Origin of the sequence: Streptomyces sp. MST-110588 (assembly GCF_022695595.1) — a bacterium.
In the GTDB taxonomy this organism is placed as follows: Bacteria; Actinomycetota; Actinomycetes; order Streptomycetales; family Streptomycetaceae; genus Streptomyces.
Genome location: NZ_CP074380.1, coordinates 4232112 through 4247500, shown reverse-complemented (window position 1 = coordinate 4247500; position 15389 = coordinate 4232112). Strand labels below are relative to the sequence as shown.

Below are 15389 nucleotides of genomic sequence, written 5' to 3'. Positions count from 1 at the left end.
GCCTCGGCGCCGTCCAGCTTCGTACGGCTGTTCGCGATCGAGGCCGTGATGTTCCTGGTGCTGGGCGCGGCCGTGGCGACCGTACGACTGCCGCGCTCGCCGAAGGTCGAGGACGCCCGGCCCGGCGCCGAGCGGGCCAGGGGCGCCTGGCGCGCGCTGTTCATGGACCGGCGGATGGTGTGGCTGTGCGTGCTGGGCTTCGTGATGTTCTTCGCCTGCTACGGCCAGTTCGAATCGGGCCTGGCCGCGTACGCCACCGAGGTCACCCGGATCGCGCCGTCCACCCTGGGCGTCGCGCTGGCGGCCAACACGATGGCGATCGTGGCGGCGCAGTTCGTGGTGCTCAAAGTGGTCGAGCGGCGGCGGCGCAGCCGTGTCATGGCGACGGTCGGCCTGATCTGGACCGTGGCCTGGGTCGCGGCCGGGCTCTCCGGCCTGGTGCACGGTGCCCAGGTGGTGGCCACAGTGCTGCTGATCTCGACGTACGCCCTCTTCGGCATCGGGGAGTCGCTGCTCTCGCCGACGGTGGCGCCGCTGGTCGCCGACCTGGCGCCGGCCTCGCTGATCGGTCAGTACAACTCGGCCTTCGCGCTGGTCAAGCAGCTTGCGCTGGCGGTCGGTCCCGCGGTGGGCGCGCTGATGGTGGGGCACGGCATGTACGCCGCGTACATCGGGATGCTGGTGCTGTGCGCGCTGGGGATCACGCTGCTGGCGCTGCGGCTGGGGCGGATGCTCACCCCGGCACAGGAGAACCCGCACCGGGCGCTGACCCTGCCGCCCGCGCCCCGGGCGGAGGTCACCGAGCAGATCGCCACGGCGGCCTGACCCGGCAGACGCGCACCGCCCGGTACGTACGGCAAGCCCTGCACGTACGAACAGCCCGGCAGGCACGAGCAGCGGCGTACGGGCAAAGAGCGACAGCGGGCGCGGCCCGGCGGAGGGAGTCTTCGCCGGGCCGCGCCCGTTTTCCGTCGCTCCCGCCCCTCTACCTCGTCCCTGTCTCTGCCCCCGCCTCCGTCACTCCCGCTGTTCCCGCCGGTCACGCGGCAGCGCGAATTCGCACCAGACGGCCTTGCCGCCCCCGGGCGTACGGCGAGAGCCCCACGCCGAGGCGATGGTCGCCACGATGGAGATGCCCCGCCCGGACTCGTCCGCCGGCTCGGCGTGCCGGCGGCGCGGCAGATGATCGTCGCCGTCCGTAACCTCGATGATCAGCCGCCGGTCCGTACGCCGCAGCCGCAGCCGCATCGGCGGTGTGCCGTGCTGGAGGGAGTTGGCGACCAGCTCGCTGGCGGCGAGCACACCGAGATCGTGCAGCTCCGGCGCGAAGCGCCAGGACGCCAGGACGCCCGAGGCGAAGGCGCGGGCCCGGGGCGCCGCTTCTGTACCGCCGTGCAGTTCCAGCGCGGCGTTGTGGAACAGCTCGGCCTCGTGCCCCGTACGGGCGGGGTGCTGGAGGACGAGGACCGCCACGTCGTCGTCGTGGTCCGTCGAGATGCCCAGGGCTCGCAGGAGACGGTCGCAGATGATGTCCGGCGCGCCGGTCGCCCCGGCGAAGGCCCGCTCCAGAGCCTCCACGCCGTGGTCGATGTCCTTGTCGCGGCGTTCGACGAGGCCGTCCGTATAGAGGACGGCGGTGGAGCCCGGGGTGAGCGGGACCGTGCCTGAGGTGTGCAGCCAGCCGCCGGTGCCCAGGGGCGGCCCGGTGGGCTCGGCTGCGCGGTGGACGGTGCCGTCGGCGTCGCGTACGAGGATGGGGAGGTGCCCGGCCGAGGCGTAGACCAGGCGGCCCTCGTTCGGGTCGTGGACGGCGTACACGCAGGTCGCGATCTGGCTGGCGTCGATCTCGGCGGCCAGACCGTCCAGCAACTGGAGCACTTCGTGGGGCGGCAGGTCCAGCCGGGCGTAGGCCCGTACAGCCGTACGGAGCTGGCCCATGACCGCCGCCGCCCGTACGCCGCGGCCCATCACGTCACCGATGACCAGGGCCGTCCGCCCGGCGCCGAGGGTGATGACGTCGTACCAGTCGCCGCCGACCGCCGCGTCCGTGCCGCCCGGCTGGTACGTGGCGGCGACGCGGAGGTCGTCCGGCTGCTCCAGCTCCTGGGGCAGCAGCGAGCGCTGGAGCGTGACGGCCGCCGCGCGCTGGCGGGCCTCGCTGACCCGCAGCCGCTCGGCGGACTCGATCTGGTCGGTGACCTCCGCGCCGAAGACCAGGACGCCGCGGTGCGCGGTCACACAGGCGACTTCGGGGTCGGGCGCCGGGCCGCTGGCGGTGACCTGGATCGGGGTGCAGGTGAAGGTGTAGTAGCCGTCGCGGGAGCGGTCGGAGCCGGCGCCCCCGGGGACCTTGCGGGACTTGACCGTACGGGGTTTGCCGCTGCGCAGGACCTGGTCCATCAGCGGGAGCAGGCCGAGGCCGGCGAGTTCGGGGAGGGCTTCGCGGGCGGCGCCGCCGGCCGGGCGGGGGCCGAAGACGGAGGCGTACGCGCCGTTCACGTACGCGATGCGGTGCTCGGGGCCGTAGACGACCGCCACCAGGGCCGGGATCTGGCCGAGGATGTCGTGGACGGACAGGGCGTCGACGGTGGGGGTGCGGGGCTGTCCGCCGTTGGCACCGGCCGCGGCGGCTGCCGCGGCAGCGGCGGCGTTTGCATTTGCGTTGGCGTTGGCGGGGACCGTTCCAGGGGTGATTCCCGCGACGGCAGCGGAACCCGTGTCCGTACGGAAGTGGGGCGCGGGGGCCTGAGACGCGGGGTCGAGAGACGCGGGGTCATGAGGTTCGGCGTCGCGGGGCGGTGCGGAACCGGGGAGGCGGGCCGCGCCGGATCCGGGCTCCGCTCCAGGGGCAGGGGCGGCGGACATCGGGGCCGGGCCGGAAGCCGGGCCCCACGCGCCGTTCTCCACCGCCGGGAGCCGATCCTCATGGGACTGCCCCCGCACCTCTTCGGCACGGGCGGCGGGAACCGTCCCCTGAGTACGGGCGGGCGGGGCCGTGGGTGAGGACGCGGATGCGGGTGGGGAGGCCGGCGTCGTCGTAGGAGTGGTCGTGGGCGGGTGCGGGCCCGGGCCCGAGGGCGTATCGGACGGCTCGGGCGGCGTCGTGGACGACGGGGCGGCGGGCGCGGCCTGTGGTGCGGCCGGGGACGCGGGCCGCTCGGTCCGCGCGGCGGCACGCCGTTGTGTGCCGGGGAGCCGGGCGCTCCAGCGCGTGAAGTTCACTGAGGTGTACCTCTTAGTTCGCGTCGTCGCGCGGAATCGGGCCGTCGGCTCGGGGGCTTGGCTCCCCCGCTTCCGGTGGAGGGACCCCCACTTGGCTCCACCGAGGGCCCCACTCGGCCGACGGCGGGTGAGGTGGCGGCTGGGGGCGGCTTCGGCGCCCTCGCGGGCGCTCCCGGCGCTCTCTGACGGAATGCAGCAAACGTCCAGAATCCTCGTGATTGTCACTCTTCGCAGATACGAGCCCACCCATGGTCACACGTCCAGTGTGGCCGACCGGACTGACATCCGTCAGACGCCCGGGAGCCGAGTGGAGTTCCTGACTCCGGTCCGTTGGAGTGACCCCGTATCTGAAGAAACGTCAACTCGCCTCGTTGTGACGCCCGGTGCCCGCGGCGAGTTCGAACTCGGCACGCGGGTGCTCCAGAGAGCCCAGCGAGACGATCTCCCGCTTGAACAGGCCGGCGAGCGTCCACTCGGCGAGCACCCGCGCCTTGCGGTTGAAGGTGGGCACCCGGCCGAGATGGTAGGCGCGGTGCATCAGCCACGCCGGATACCCCTTCAGCTTTCGCCCGTAGACGTGCGCGACCCCTTTGTGCAGCCCCAGGGAGGCCACCGATCCGACGTACTTATGGGCATAGTCCTGGACCGCGCCGCCACGCACCGCGGCGGCCACGTTGCCGGCCAGGACCGTCGCCTGCCGCACGGCGTGCTGGGCGTTGGGCGCGCACTCCGTACGGGGCTCGCCGGACTGATCGGGCTCGCCGGACTCACCGGACTCGTCGGACTTGTCGGGTTCCGCGGGTCTGGCGGGCGGTGCGGCCGTGAGGTCGGGAACCGCGGCGGCGTCACCGGCGCCCCAGGCGTGTTCGACGCCCTCGACCCGGAGGGAGGCGGTGCATTTCAGACGGCCGCGCTCATTCAGGGGAAGCCCGGTCACGGCGAGGACCGGATGCGGCTTGACGCCCGCGGTCCACACCAGCGTACGCGTCGGGAGGCGGGTGCCGTCGCTGAGGACCGCGACCCGGTTCTCGCAGGAGTCCAGCCGGGTCTCCAGCCGTACGTCGATGTTGCGCCCGCGCAGCTCGCGTACCGCGTACCGGCCCATTTCCGGGCCCACTTCGGGCAGGATGCGGCCGGTCGCCTCGACGAGGATCCACTTCATGTCCCCCGGCTTGACGTTGTGGTAGTAGCGGCAGGCGTAGCGGGCCATGTCCTCCAGTTCGGCCAGCGCCTCCACCCCCGCATAGCCCCCGCCGACGAAAACGAAGGTCAGGGCGGTGTCGCGGACATCGGGGTCCCGGGTGGAGGAGGCGATGTCGAGCTGTTCCAGGACGTGGTTGCGCAGCCCGATGGCCTCCTCGACCGTCTTGAACCCGATGCCGGACTCGGCCAGGCCCGGCAACGGAAGGATGCGGGAGACCGATCCGGGCGCCAGAACCAGTTCGTCATAAGGGACTTCGATACCGCCGGTGTGCTCCTCAGAGGTGGCCAGGGTCTGGACGGTGGCGGTACGCGCGGCGTGGTCGAGGGCCGTCACCTCGCCGATGACGACCTTGCACCTGGGCAGGACGCGGCGCAGCGGTACGACGACGTGCCGTGGCGAGAGGGAGCCGGCCGCGGCCTCGGGCAGGAAGGGCTGGTACGTCATGTACGGCTCGGGGCCCACGACGACGACCTCGGCCGTGCCCTGCCGCAGCTCCCGCTTCAGCTTCCGCTGGAGACGCAGAGCGGTGTACATGCCCACACAGCCGCCCCCGACGACCAGGATGCGCACCGGTTCCCTCGCTGGTTCTCGCGCCGGCTCCCTCGCTGGTCCCTGCGTCCGGTCTCGCGCCGGCTCCCTCGCAGCGTCCTTCCCCGGTTCCTTCGCCGATTCCTCCACGGAGGGGCTCCTCTTGACTTCGACCAGGTCCCGGGCCGCACGCAGCGGGCGGCTCGCCCGCAGGGCGGCCGGCGCCGGATGCCGCACCCCCGGGAAAGCGCAGCACTGTTCCATGACGCACCGCCACAACGGCTTTGTCCACAGGACCGGTGAAATGTATGACCGCTCCCGGCGGGCGGCGCGGAGTGCGGCCTGTCGGGGGCCGGGAACAAGGAGCGCAGGTCAGACAGGGGGCCGGACGTGGAGGAGGCATACGGAATCGGGGCGGACCGGGGCCGTGTTCCGATCGGGGTCGGACTGTGCGGAACTGCCCTCTTCATTCTTGACCTGCGCTCAACTATGTTCGTACCTCGTCGGGGTGCAGCCTCTCGTCGTTACGCCCCGGCAGTCAGGGCGGGGAGTCTCCGGGGGGAGACATCATTACCGGGGATCATCTATGCACATTCAGGGTTCTCAATGGCCGACAGCCGTGGCGCCGGAGCATGGTGCGCACGGCGCGCACGGAACGACGCAGTACGGTGCGCACGGTTCTGACGGTTCTCATGGTGCGGGCACCTCGTACGGGGCGGGCGGTCCGCATGGTTCGGGCGGTGTGAGCGGTACGGGCGGTGCCGGTGGTGCGAGTGCTGCTGGGCCGACGGGCTCCTCGGGGGCGTCCGTCGGCAACGGAAGCGGTTCCACGGGCGGCGGCCGGAGCACACCCCTGCGGGTGGACGCTCAGCGCAACCTGGAGCACGTACTGCGGGCCGCCCGCGAGGTGTTCGGCGAGCTGGGGTACGGCGCGCCCATGGAGGACGTCGCGCGGCGTGCCCGGGTCGGCGTGGGGACGGTCTACCGCCGGTTCCCGAGCAAGGACGTCCTGGTCCGCCGGATCGCCGAGGAGGAGACCTCCCGGCTGACGGAGCAGGCGCGGACGGCCCTGGGGCAGGAGGACGACCCGTGGTCGGCGCTGTCCCGCTTCCTGCGTACGTCGGTCGCCTCGGGTGCGGGGCGGCTGCTGCCGCCGAGCGTCCTGCGGGTCAGCGCGGACGGTGGCGCGGGCAGCGGTACGGACGGGCCGGCGGCCGGCGGGCGGGTGCCGCAGCAGCGTACGCCGTCGGATGCGGACGGTGCACCGGCCGACCTGCGGGTGGTCGCCCAGCGTGGCGCACCCCAGATGGAGACCGCGCCGGGGGCCGAAATATCCGGTGTGCTCAACGGTACGGCCGGCTCGGCGGCGGACGGCTCGCGCGTGTCGGACGGCTCGCGCGTGTCGGATGCGGCGCGGGCGGCCGACGGTGGTGCCCGCGCGGACGGTGGTGCCCAGGCGCTTCTGGACGTCGTCGGACAGCTTGTGGAGCGCGCCCGGTCGGCGGGTGAGCTGCGGGCGGACGTCACGGTCGCCGATGTGCTGCTGGTGATCGCCACGGGCGCGCCGTCGCTGCCAGACGCGGCACAGCAGCAGGCGGCATCGGCGCGGCTGCTGGAAATCCTGCTGGAGGGCCTGCGGTCGCGTCCGACGCGCTGACGCGCTGACGGCCGCGGCCCGCAACGAACTGCCGGGTTCTGGCTGGACTCCGGCCGGGCACCGCCTGGGTCCGGCCCGGATTCTGCCTGGATATTCTGCCGACTGTCGCCCGGAGCGTCGCCCTGCCTGGGCGCGCGTCCGGGGAGCATGCCCCGTACGAGTGAACGTCAGTGCTCTCGCGCCCCAACTCGCCCCGGACGAGTGGTTGCGCGGCAGGACGGGACAGTTCGCGCCGTCTGTGTGCCACGCTTACTCAGTGTTACCGGAGTGACGGCGTGTTCGGGGGCCTCGGCGATGACCATGAACGGGCATGACGAGCAGCGCGGTGGTGCGACCGGTTCCGCCGGCGCGGACGGCGGAACGGCCGACCACGCGAGGACGGACGACGGCGGAACGGAGACACCTGTCCGCCAAGTGCCCCAACAAGGGCGCCCCTTGCACGCCGCCCCATCGGCGGACGGCTCCCGGGAGCGCCGCGACCGCGGTGGTTCGGGCGTGCCCGCACAACGGGAGAGCGGTGAGGCACCGCGCCCCGGGGGCGCGGGGGCGGACCGGGCCGAAGCGCAGGCCGGCGCCGCGGCGGAGCCGGACACCGGCCCCGGGCCGACCGCGGGCGCCGAGCCGGCCGCAGGCGCCGGACCGACCGCAGGCGCCGGGCCTACTTCGGGTGCCGGGCCTACCTCGGGCGCCGGACCGACCGCAGGCGCCGGGCCTACCTCGGGTGCCGGATCGGCCACGGGTGTCAGGGCAGCAGCAGGGCCGGGACCGGTCGTCGACGCCGGTCCGTATGCGGGCGGGGGCCCGCACACCGGCTCCGGACCGGGCCGGCGCACGGGCCGGCACGCCGCCCCGCGCTCCGCCGCGCCCCGCCCCGGCACCCGTACCGCCGACGCCGCCGCCTGGGACCTTCCGCCGTCCGACGGTGAGTTGATCGTCCATATGCGGGCCGGTGACGACAGCGCGTACGAGGAGCTGTACCGCAGGCACGCGGACGCCGTCCGCCGCTACGCCCGCAGTTGCTGCCGGGACGCCCACACCGCCGATGACCTGACCGGCGAGGTTTTCGCCCGGACGCTCCAGGCGGTGCGCGGCGGCGCCGGCCCCGACGCATCCGTACGCGCCTATCTGCTGACCACGGTGCGCCGGGTCGCCGCCGCCTGGGGAAAGACCGCCCGGCGCGAGCAACTGGTCGAGGACTTCGCGGTGTTCGCCGTCACGGCGGCCGGGTCGTCTCTGGAGGACGACACCCTGGACCTCGGCGCGGACGTCCGGGCCATGCACGAGGCCGAGCAGTCGCTCGCCGTACGGGCCTTCCGCAGCCTGCCCGAGCGCTATCAGACGGTGCTGTGGCACACCACGATCGAGGACGAGTCGCCCAGTGAGGTCGCGCCACTTCTCGGGCTGACCGCCAACGCGGCGGCTGTACTGGCCCACCGCGCCCGCGAGGGCCTGAAGCAGGCATACCTCCAGGCCCACGTCAGCCGGTCGTTGACGGCCGGCGGCGACTGTGCCCGTTACGCCGACCGGCTGGGCGCGTACGCACGTGGGGGCCTGCGGATGCGGGCCGAGCGGGGCCTGCGCAAGCACCTGGCGGAGTGCGCGCGGTGCCGTACGGCGGCGTCGGAGGTCGCGGACGTCAACGAGCGGATCCGCGTCATCCTTCCGGTGGCGGTCATCGGGTGGTTCGCGGCCGGGTACGCGGTGAAGTCGGCCGCCACCGTGGCGGGTGTCGCGGGGGCCGGCGCGGTGGCGGGCGCCGGAGCGGCTGCGGCGGCGGGCGGGGCCGGGGCGGCCGGTGCCGGGGCGGCCGGTGCTGGGCTGGGCGGCGCCGCGATCAGCGAGGGACTCGGTACGCCGGTGAAGGTCGGTATCGGCGTGGGGGTGGCGGTGGTGGCGGGCGCGGCACTGGCGCTGGCCCTGGCCGGTGACCCGCAGCGACCGCCGAAGCCACAGGCCCGGCCGGCCCATTCGGTCCCGGCGGTCCCGGGCGCCCATGAGCCCACACCCGAACCGCCGTCCCCGGTGGCCGCCCCCAGTTCCCCGGCCCCCGCGCCCCGCCCCACGGGGCCGGAGCCGGTCGCGCCCCGGGTTCCGGCCCCCATGCCGAAGCCGACCGCCGCACCACGGCCCGGGCCCAGGCCCAGGCCCAGGCCCAGGCCGCCGGAGCGGACGCCCCCGGCGCACCGGCCGGTGCCCAAGCCCCCCAAGCCCGTTCCCGCGCCACCTGCGCCCGGCCCTGCCTCGTACCAGATCAATCGGCTGAGCTGGGACTTCCTGGGGAACGGCAGAGAACCGGAGGTGCGCCATGCCGCCAGCGACTGGTTGTGGCAGCGGCGCGGGCTGCGCATCGCGGGGACGCGGTACGCCCACGGGGTGACCGTGCACGCGCCGTCGTCCGTGACCATCGACCTGAACCGCCCGTGCTCCGCGTACGACGCCTTGGTGGGTGTGGACGACCGGGCGCTGGGGTTCGGCGCGCTGCGGTTCTCCGTGTACGCGGACGGGGTGCGGCTGTGGCGCTCCGGCGTGGTGCGGGCCGGGCAGCCCGCGGTGCCGATGCATGTGGCGCTCAGGGGCCGCCGGACGCTGCGGCTGGTGGTGGAGCGGGCGGCGCGGACGGGCGCGCTGAACTTCGGGGACTGGGCACAGTCTCAGTTGACCTGTCGCTGAGAGCCGGCCTGTATCCGAAGCTCGGCCCGTCCTTGAGACCGGGTCCGTTCTTAGGATCCGGCCCGTTCTTGAGACCCGGTCCGTCGCTGAGTCGTGCGAGCAGTGGTACGGGCGATGCGGGCGTGGGCGTCGGTGAGCAGGGTCCGTACCAGGGCGGAGGTCGCCGCGCCGGGGTTGAGTACGGCCACCCAGCCCTGACGGGCGTAGGCCGGGTGCGGGACGAGCCGGTCGAGGACGGTGTGGTCGATGTGCGCCGCCCGTTCGGCGTATGCCGCGGGCGGGTAGCCGATCAGCTCCTCGAACGCGGCCCGCCCGATGTCGATGTTGAGCCGGAAGACGCCGGGGCGGTCCAGGTCGGAGGCGGTGTCGAACCCGGGGTAGTCCTTGGTGACAACGGTGGCGAACGGCATCCGCCTGCGGGGCTCCTGAGTGCCCTCCGGGTCGTACATGAAGAACGTGTCTCCCCAGGAGATCTCCGGCGTCCCGCTCTCCGCGCTGCCGATGACCGTCATGACACCCGGGAGGCCGGCCATGAACGCGACGATGTCCTCCTGCGTCATGCCGGAATCGCGGTGGGGCGTGGTGGTCGCAACCTGATCGTGTGGTGTCGATTCCATGCCTTCAACTGTCTCATTCAAGTGCTCTTTGAGACTTTGGTCCGCTGTCACCGTCAGACGGGCCACGAATCCTCAAATCGGGGATGAACGACCCGGCCGGTAGCGGCCGATCGATGCCGACGGTTCCGGGCCGCGCCAGGCCGCTAAAGGCTGGTTCGCGGCAGCACCCCGCCCGCGACGGCCCGTTGCCGCGGTGCGGCGGCGCCCGTCCAGCAGGTGCCGCGGCGGGCGAGCAGCCGCCGCAGCCACAGCTCCGTGGAGACCAGCTCCGCCAGGCCGTCCAGGGGCAGCGTCGCGCCCTCGGCCGCCGCCCGCAGTGCCTTGCGTACGACCCGGGCCTCGACCAGACCGGCGTCGGCGAGCAGCGGCGCGTCGAAGAGCCGTACGAGGTCGCCCACGGAGGCGCGCAGGCCGGCCCGTACGGCGGCGGCGTGGGTGGCGTGCGAGGTGGCGCCCCAGCCGGGCGGCAGGTCCCGTATCCCGGCGCCCGACAGGACGGCGCGCAGCACCGCCGCCCGCGCCCCCGGCTGGACGCGGAAGGTGTCCGGCAGGGCGCGGCAGGCGAGCACCACCTGATTGTCCAGGAAGGGGGCGTGCAGGCGCTGGTTGCGTACCTCCACGGCCTGTTCGAAGACGCGGTGGTCGGCGGCGTGCCGGGCCAGCGCGGCGCGGGCCCGGCGTTCGCCCGGCCGTCCGGCGGCCGGGGAGCGGGTCGCCGCGTCGCCGAGCCGAACCGATACTTCAGCCAGTGCCTCGCCCGTCAGCCACCGGGCCGCGGGCCCCGGACGGCACCAGGAGAGCGCGGCCAGCGAGGCGTCCACCGCCCCGCCGCCCGTGGGCTCGTCGGTGAACCGGCGCTCCAACAAGAGGCCGGCCGCGTCCGCGATGCCGGTCCCGTACGGCGTACGGGCCAGTCGGCGCGCGGCCCGGTAGACGGTGAAGGGCACCCGCAGGGAGTGCGCGCCCGGGCCGTCCGCCCTGGCCAGCGCGGTGACCGGGCGCAGGATGTAGCGCCGGCGCCGGTCCATGAGCAGGTCGGCCAGGCGCGCCGGGTGGGCGTCCAGCACCTGGCGCGCGCCGTGTCCCACAAGGTGGTCCGCGCTGCCCGCCAGCAGGCGTCTGCGGTGGCGTCCGGCCATGACGAGCGCGGGCCCCGGCTCGTCCGTCAGCGGCCCGGACTCCAGGTCCGCGTACGGCAGCGCCTCCTCGCCCGCTGCGACGACGACGTGGTGCAGGCGCGGGTTGGCGGCGATACTGCGGGCGCGCTCCAACTCGGCCTCGCGGTAGGTCCGGCACCCGTTGGTGGCGCGGTCGCTGAAGGTGACGGCGAGCAGGCGCTCGCCCTGCCCGTTGAGCGTGCCGGGGACGCCGGGCAGCCCGGCGGCCAGGAGAGCCAGGGTGCCCGAGGCGCTCCCCCCGGACAGGTCGGCGCCGACACCGGGGGCGGGGCCGCCGCGCGCGGCCCGTCGCTCGGCGGGGCCCATGCCCGGTACGGGGCCGGGGTCCAGGCCGGCCGGCCCCTCGGGGACGGGGGCGTGCCGCGGTCCGGCCAGACGGGTCCGTACGGCTTCCACGAGGGCTTCCCGGACGCCGTCCACGGCCTGCTCGGGCGCGAGCTGGGGCGCCGCGACGGCCAGCGAGGCGGTCGGCTCATAGGAGGTGATGTCGCAGGTCCCGCCACGCAGTACGAGGGCGTGGCCGGGCGGTACGCGCCGCACTCCCTCGTACGGGGTCCCGGCGCCCAGCGCCTCGGGCACGTCCGGGCAGGCCAGCAGGGCGGCCAGGTGGCCGACGTCGAGTCCGGCCTCTATGAGGTCGGCGAGCGGGAGGGCGGCGGTGGCGTAGGCGGTGCCGCCGGCCCAGGGGGTGTGGAAGACGGGCCGGGCGCCCGCCAGATCACCGGTGACCGTCAGGCGCCGGCCGATCTGGACGACGGCGGTGTAGCTGCCGGGCCAGGCGGTGAGGTGGCGCAGGGCTCCGCCGCGGGCCGCGAAGAGGCCGACGCGCAGTTGGTCGTCGGTGGCGCCGCAGACACCGAAGACGGCGAGCCTGGTCCCGGCGTCGGCCTGGACGGTCCGTACTTCGTCGGGGCGCCAGTCACCGACCGCCCATAAGGGATCCGGGTCCCCCCAGAGGAGTTGAGCGCCTACGGGCAGGACCGTGCGGCCCTCCTCGGTGGGGGCCGGGCCCGTGGCGGTACTGCTCCACCCCACCAACCAGCGCATCGTCCGCCTCCACCCCATTCGCGGTCCGCCAGGGCGGACCGCCGCCCCGTACAGCGGATTGCCAAGCCGTTGTGCGGACCATGCTGCCATGGAGCGGGCGCGCGGGAGGCGTGCCGTTGACGCCAAGAGGCCGTGGCGCGGGGGTGGTTCGGGCCGGGGTGGTGCGGGGTGGCGCGGGGCCGGAGGGGCGGTGGGGTTGGAGAGCGCCCGGCGTGGAGATCGCGGACCGGCTCGGACATCGCCGGTCCGAAGTGGGAGCAGACGATCCGGGATGGACGCGCCCACGATCCGGGATGGGCACAGACGATCCGGGATGGGCACAGCGGGTAGACCGGGATGAGCCCAGACGATCCGGTGCGAGGGCGGCTGGAGCCAGTGCGGGGGCGCTTCGGGCCGGCGCAGGGGTTTTCGGGCCGGTGCAGGAGTGCTTCGGGCCGGGGTGAGAGGGTTCGGGCCGGGGCCCATGGGGCAGCAGACCGCAGCGACGGGAACGTATCGAGCGATGCTTTTCAGCCAAAATCCGTTGGCCGACGCGGTATTGACACGGCGGATGCGGCCGACGTACGGCCGACTCGCCGCCCACGGCCCAAGTCAGCACCCGGTCGGCACACCGCAGGCGTCTGCCGCACGGTGCGTCTCGTCCTGCGCCCCGCCCGGCGCCTCGCCCTGCGCTCGGCCCCACCCCGTACTGCCGTCCCCGACCCGTAGCGGCCGGCCCCGATCCGTACGAACCCTGCCGCGCCGCTAGAGCACCGTGCCACGACGTACGCACCGTGCCGCCCGTACGATCCGTGCCCTCCGCTCCGTCCGCCCCGTCCTCCGCCTTCCCGGCCGCCACCGCTCGTTGCCCGATGACGTTCGACGACGTTCGACGACCGTTCCCATCAGCCGCCGGTCCGGCCCCGGCTCGTACCCCGTCCGAAGCACCACCCGGCACAGCAACACCAGGCGCAACGCCAACCGCCGACGGGACCGCGGCGCGACGCGGTCCGGCCCCCTGCGGCGCAATGCGCCACGATTCGCCATGACTCCCCACGAGGCACGACGACATGGCGACACGACGAGGCGCCACGTCGGCCGGCCGGTGCGACAGTCCGGGAGGCGGGACTCGCCCCCCGGACCGGACCGCCACCCGCGGGGAATGAGGTGGCGGTGTCCCCCAGCCCACTGGATCCAGTGCAGCGGGCCGACCCACGCAGAACCCATGGAAGCGCTCCCGCACACGGACAGGCAGCGCGCACACACGGGCGCACGGCAACACGTACCCGGAGCACATGCCAACCCCCGCACCCCTGTTTGGACTTGAATCTCGCCATACGGGACATTGGCCCTTAACGGTCGGGATTCGGCGAACTACTCTGGGTGGACGCATGCCCCGGGGTACCGGGGCGGCTGTCGGTGTGTCGAGGGGTGCGCATGTCCAGGGATATACGCGGGCCGAATGAAAAGCTCGGCACCGTACTCGCCCTCGCGGGAATCAGCAACGCCGGACTCGCCCGACGGGTCAACGACCTGGGGGCACAGCGCGGCCTGACGCTTCGGTACGACAAGACGTCGGTCGCCCGGTGGGTGTCCAAGGGCATGGTGCCCCAGGGAGCCGCGCCCCATCTGATCGCCGCCGCGATCGCCGGCAAGCTCGGCCGTCCGGTGCCGCTCCACGAGATCGGGCTGGCCGACGCCGACCCGGCACCCGAGGTCGGCCTGGCCTTCCCGCGCGACGTGGGCGCCGCCGTACGGTCGGCGACGGAGCTCTACCGGCTGGATCTGGCCGGACGGCGGGCCGGCGGCGGGGGCATCTGGCAGAGCCTGGCCGGTTCCTTCTCTGTGAGCGCGTACGCCACGCCCGCTTCGAGATGGCTCATATCCCCGGCCGACAGCTCTGTGGCACGCGAGGCCCCTCAGGTGCGGGATCTGAGGGACAGAAACGGCTCTGCGGGCCCGTCCGGCGCATCAGGAGCCTCGGGCGCTTCGGGCTCGTCCGGCGGCTCCGGCGCTTCGGGCATTTCGGATGGTTCCGGCGGCTCCGGCGGCTCCGGCGGTGCCGGTGGTTCCGGCGCTTCAGGCCCTTCGGGCAGCGACCCGGTTCCTCTGCGCGTCGGCCACAGCGACGTCTCCAAACTGCGGGAGGCGGCGGAGGACGCGCGCCGCTGGGACTCCAAGTACGGCGGCGGAGACTGGCGTTCTTCGATGGTGCCCGAGTGCCTGCGCGTGGACGCGGCTCCGTTACTCCTCGCCTCGTACAGCGACGAAGTGGGGCGCGCGCTGTTCGGGGCGACCTCCGAGCTGACCAGACTCGCGGGGTGGATGGCCTTCGACACGGGGCAGCAGGAGGCCGCGCAGCGGTACTACATCCAGGCGCTGCGGCTCGCACGGGCCGCGGCCGATGTACCGCTGGGGGGATATGTCCTGGCCTCGATGTCACTACAGGCGACGTACCGGGGTTTCGCCGACGAAGGGGTGGACCTGGCACAGGCCGCGCTGGAGCGCAACCGGGGGCTGGCGACGGCCCGCACGATGAGCTTCTTCCGGCTGGTGGAGGCGCGGGCACAGGCCAAGGCCGGGGAGTCGCGCGCCTGCGAGGTCGCACTGAAGGCCGCCGAGGGCTGGCTGGAGCGCTCGCGCGAGGGCGACCCCGACCCCTCCTGGCTGGACTTCTACTCGTACGAGCGCTTCGCGGCCGACGCCGCCGAGTGCTACCGGGACCTGCGGCTGCCCCGTCAGGTGCGGCGCTTCACCGAACAGGCGCTCTCCCGGCCGACCGAGGAATTCGTCCGCTCTCATGGGCTGCGGCTGGTGGTGTCGGCGGTGGCGGAGCTGGAGTCGGGCAATCTGGACGCGGCCTGCGCGGCGGGGACGCGGGCGGTGGAGGTGGCGGGGCGGATCTCCTCGGCGCGTACGACCGAGTACGTACGCGATCTGCTGCACCGGCTGGAGCCGTACGGGGACGAGCCCCGGGTCGTGGAGCTGCGCGAGCGGGCCCGGCCGCTGCTCGTCGCACCCGCTTAGCCGATCGGCCGCCCAGCCGTGGGGGAAGCCTGGCGTACGGACCGCGTACGGACAAGGCATGGCGCACAGGCACACAGCGCACAGGTACACGGCGACGGACGTACCCCGGCGAACAGCGCACACGGCGCCGCGCCCAGCACGACGACCGTGACGGCCGTGACGACATGGCACCACCGCGCCCCCGACATCGCACCACCGGTGCCGCCATCGGCAAGATCGCGTCACCGACAGCACGATCACGTCACCGACAGCGCGATCAC

The 15389-nt window shown here is 73.9% G+C and carries 8 protein-coding genes (1 of these 8 only partly in view); 4 read left to right on the top strand and 4 right to left on the bottom strand.

The annotated features are described in order from the left end of the window. A protein-coding gene (locus KGS77_RS18660; RefSeq protein WP_242583344.1) for an MFS transporter crosses the window boundary here: on the top strand, positions 1 to 825 show its 3' portion. The gene continues 471 nt to the left of window position 1, outside the view; 825 of the gene's 1296 nt are visible here — the last part of the coding sequence; its start codon lies off the left edge, out of view; it ends in the stop codon at positions 823 to 825. A gap of 192 nt (positions 826 to 1017) precedes the next feature. On the opposite strand, the gene KGS77_RS18655 is transcribed toward KGS77_RS18660, so the two are convergent. Further along, complete coding sequence (locus KGS77_RS18655; RefSeq protein WP_242583341.1) at positions 1018 to 3222, bottom strand: SpoIIE family protein phosphatase; 2205 nt, start codon at positions 3220 to 3222, stop codon at positions 1018 to 1020. Positions 3223 to 3580: 358 nt separating this feature from the next. Beyond that, complete coding sequence (locus tag KGS77_RS18650) at positions 3581 to 4996, bottom strand: NAD(P)/FAD-dependent oxidoreductase (protein ID WP_277994240.1); 1416 nt, start codon at positions 4994 to 4996, stop codon at positions 3581 to 3583. A gap of 811 nt (positions 4997 to 5807) precedes the next feature. On the opposite strand from KGS77_RS18650, the gene KGS77_RS18645 reads away from it, so the two are divergent. Next, entirely contained in the window at positions 5808 to 6611 is an 804-nt protein-coding gene (locus KGS77_RS18645; protein ID WP_347404589.1) for a helix-turn-helix domain-containing protein, read from the top strand. Positions 6612 to 6905: 294 nt separating this feature from the next. Next, complete coding sequence (locus KGS77_RS18640) at positions 6906 to 9281, top strand: sigma-70 family RNA polymerase sigma factor (RefSeq protein WP_242583335.1); 2376 nt, start codon at positions 6906 to 6908, stop codon at positions 9279 to 9281. 50 nt (positions 9282 to 9331) lie between these two features. Here KGS77_RS18640 and KGS77_RS18635 read toward each other — a convergent pair whose 3' ends face one another. After that, positions 9332 to 9898, bottom strand: a complete 567-nt coding sequence (locus KGS77_RS18635; protein WP_242583333.1) for a DUF6194 family protein — start codon at positions 9896 to 9898, stop codon at positions 9332 to 9334. A 143-nt stretch (positions 9899 to 10041) separates the two neighbouring features. Further along, the gene (locus KGS77_RS18630; RefSeq protein WP_242583330.1) at positions 10042 to 12123 is read right to left on the bottom strand and encodes an asparagine synthase-related protein; all 2082 of its coding nucleotides are present in this window, start codon (positions 12121 to 12123) and stop codon (positions 10042 to 10044) included. A 1416-nt stretch (positions 12124 to 13539) separates the two neighbouring features. Between KGS77_RS18630 and KGS77_RS18625 the strand changes: the two genes are divergently transcribed. Next, positions 13540 to 15129, top strand: coding sequence for an MFS transporter (locus KGS77_RS18625; RefSeq protein WP_242583327.1), 1590 nt, complete (start codon positions 13540 to 13542; stop codon positions 15127 to 15129). Positions 15130 to 15389: the final 260 nt, after the last annotated feature.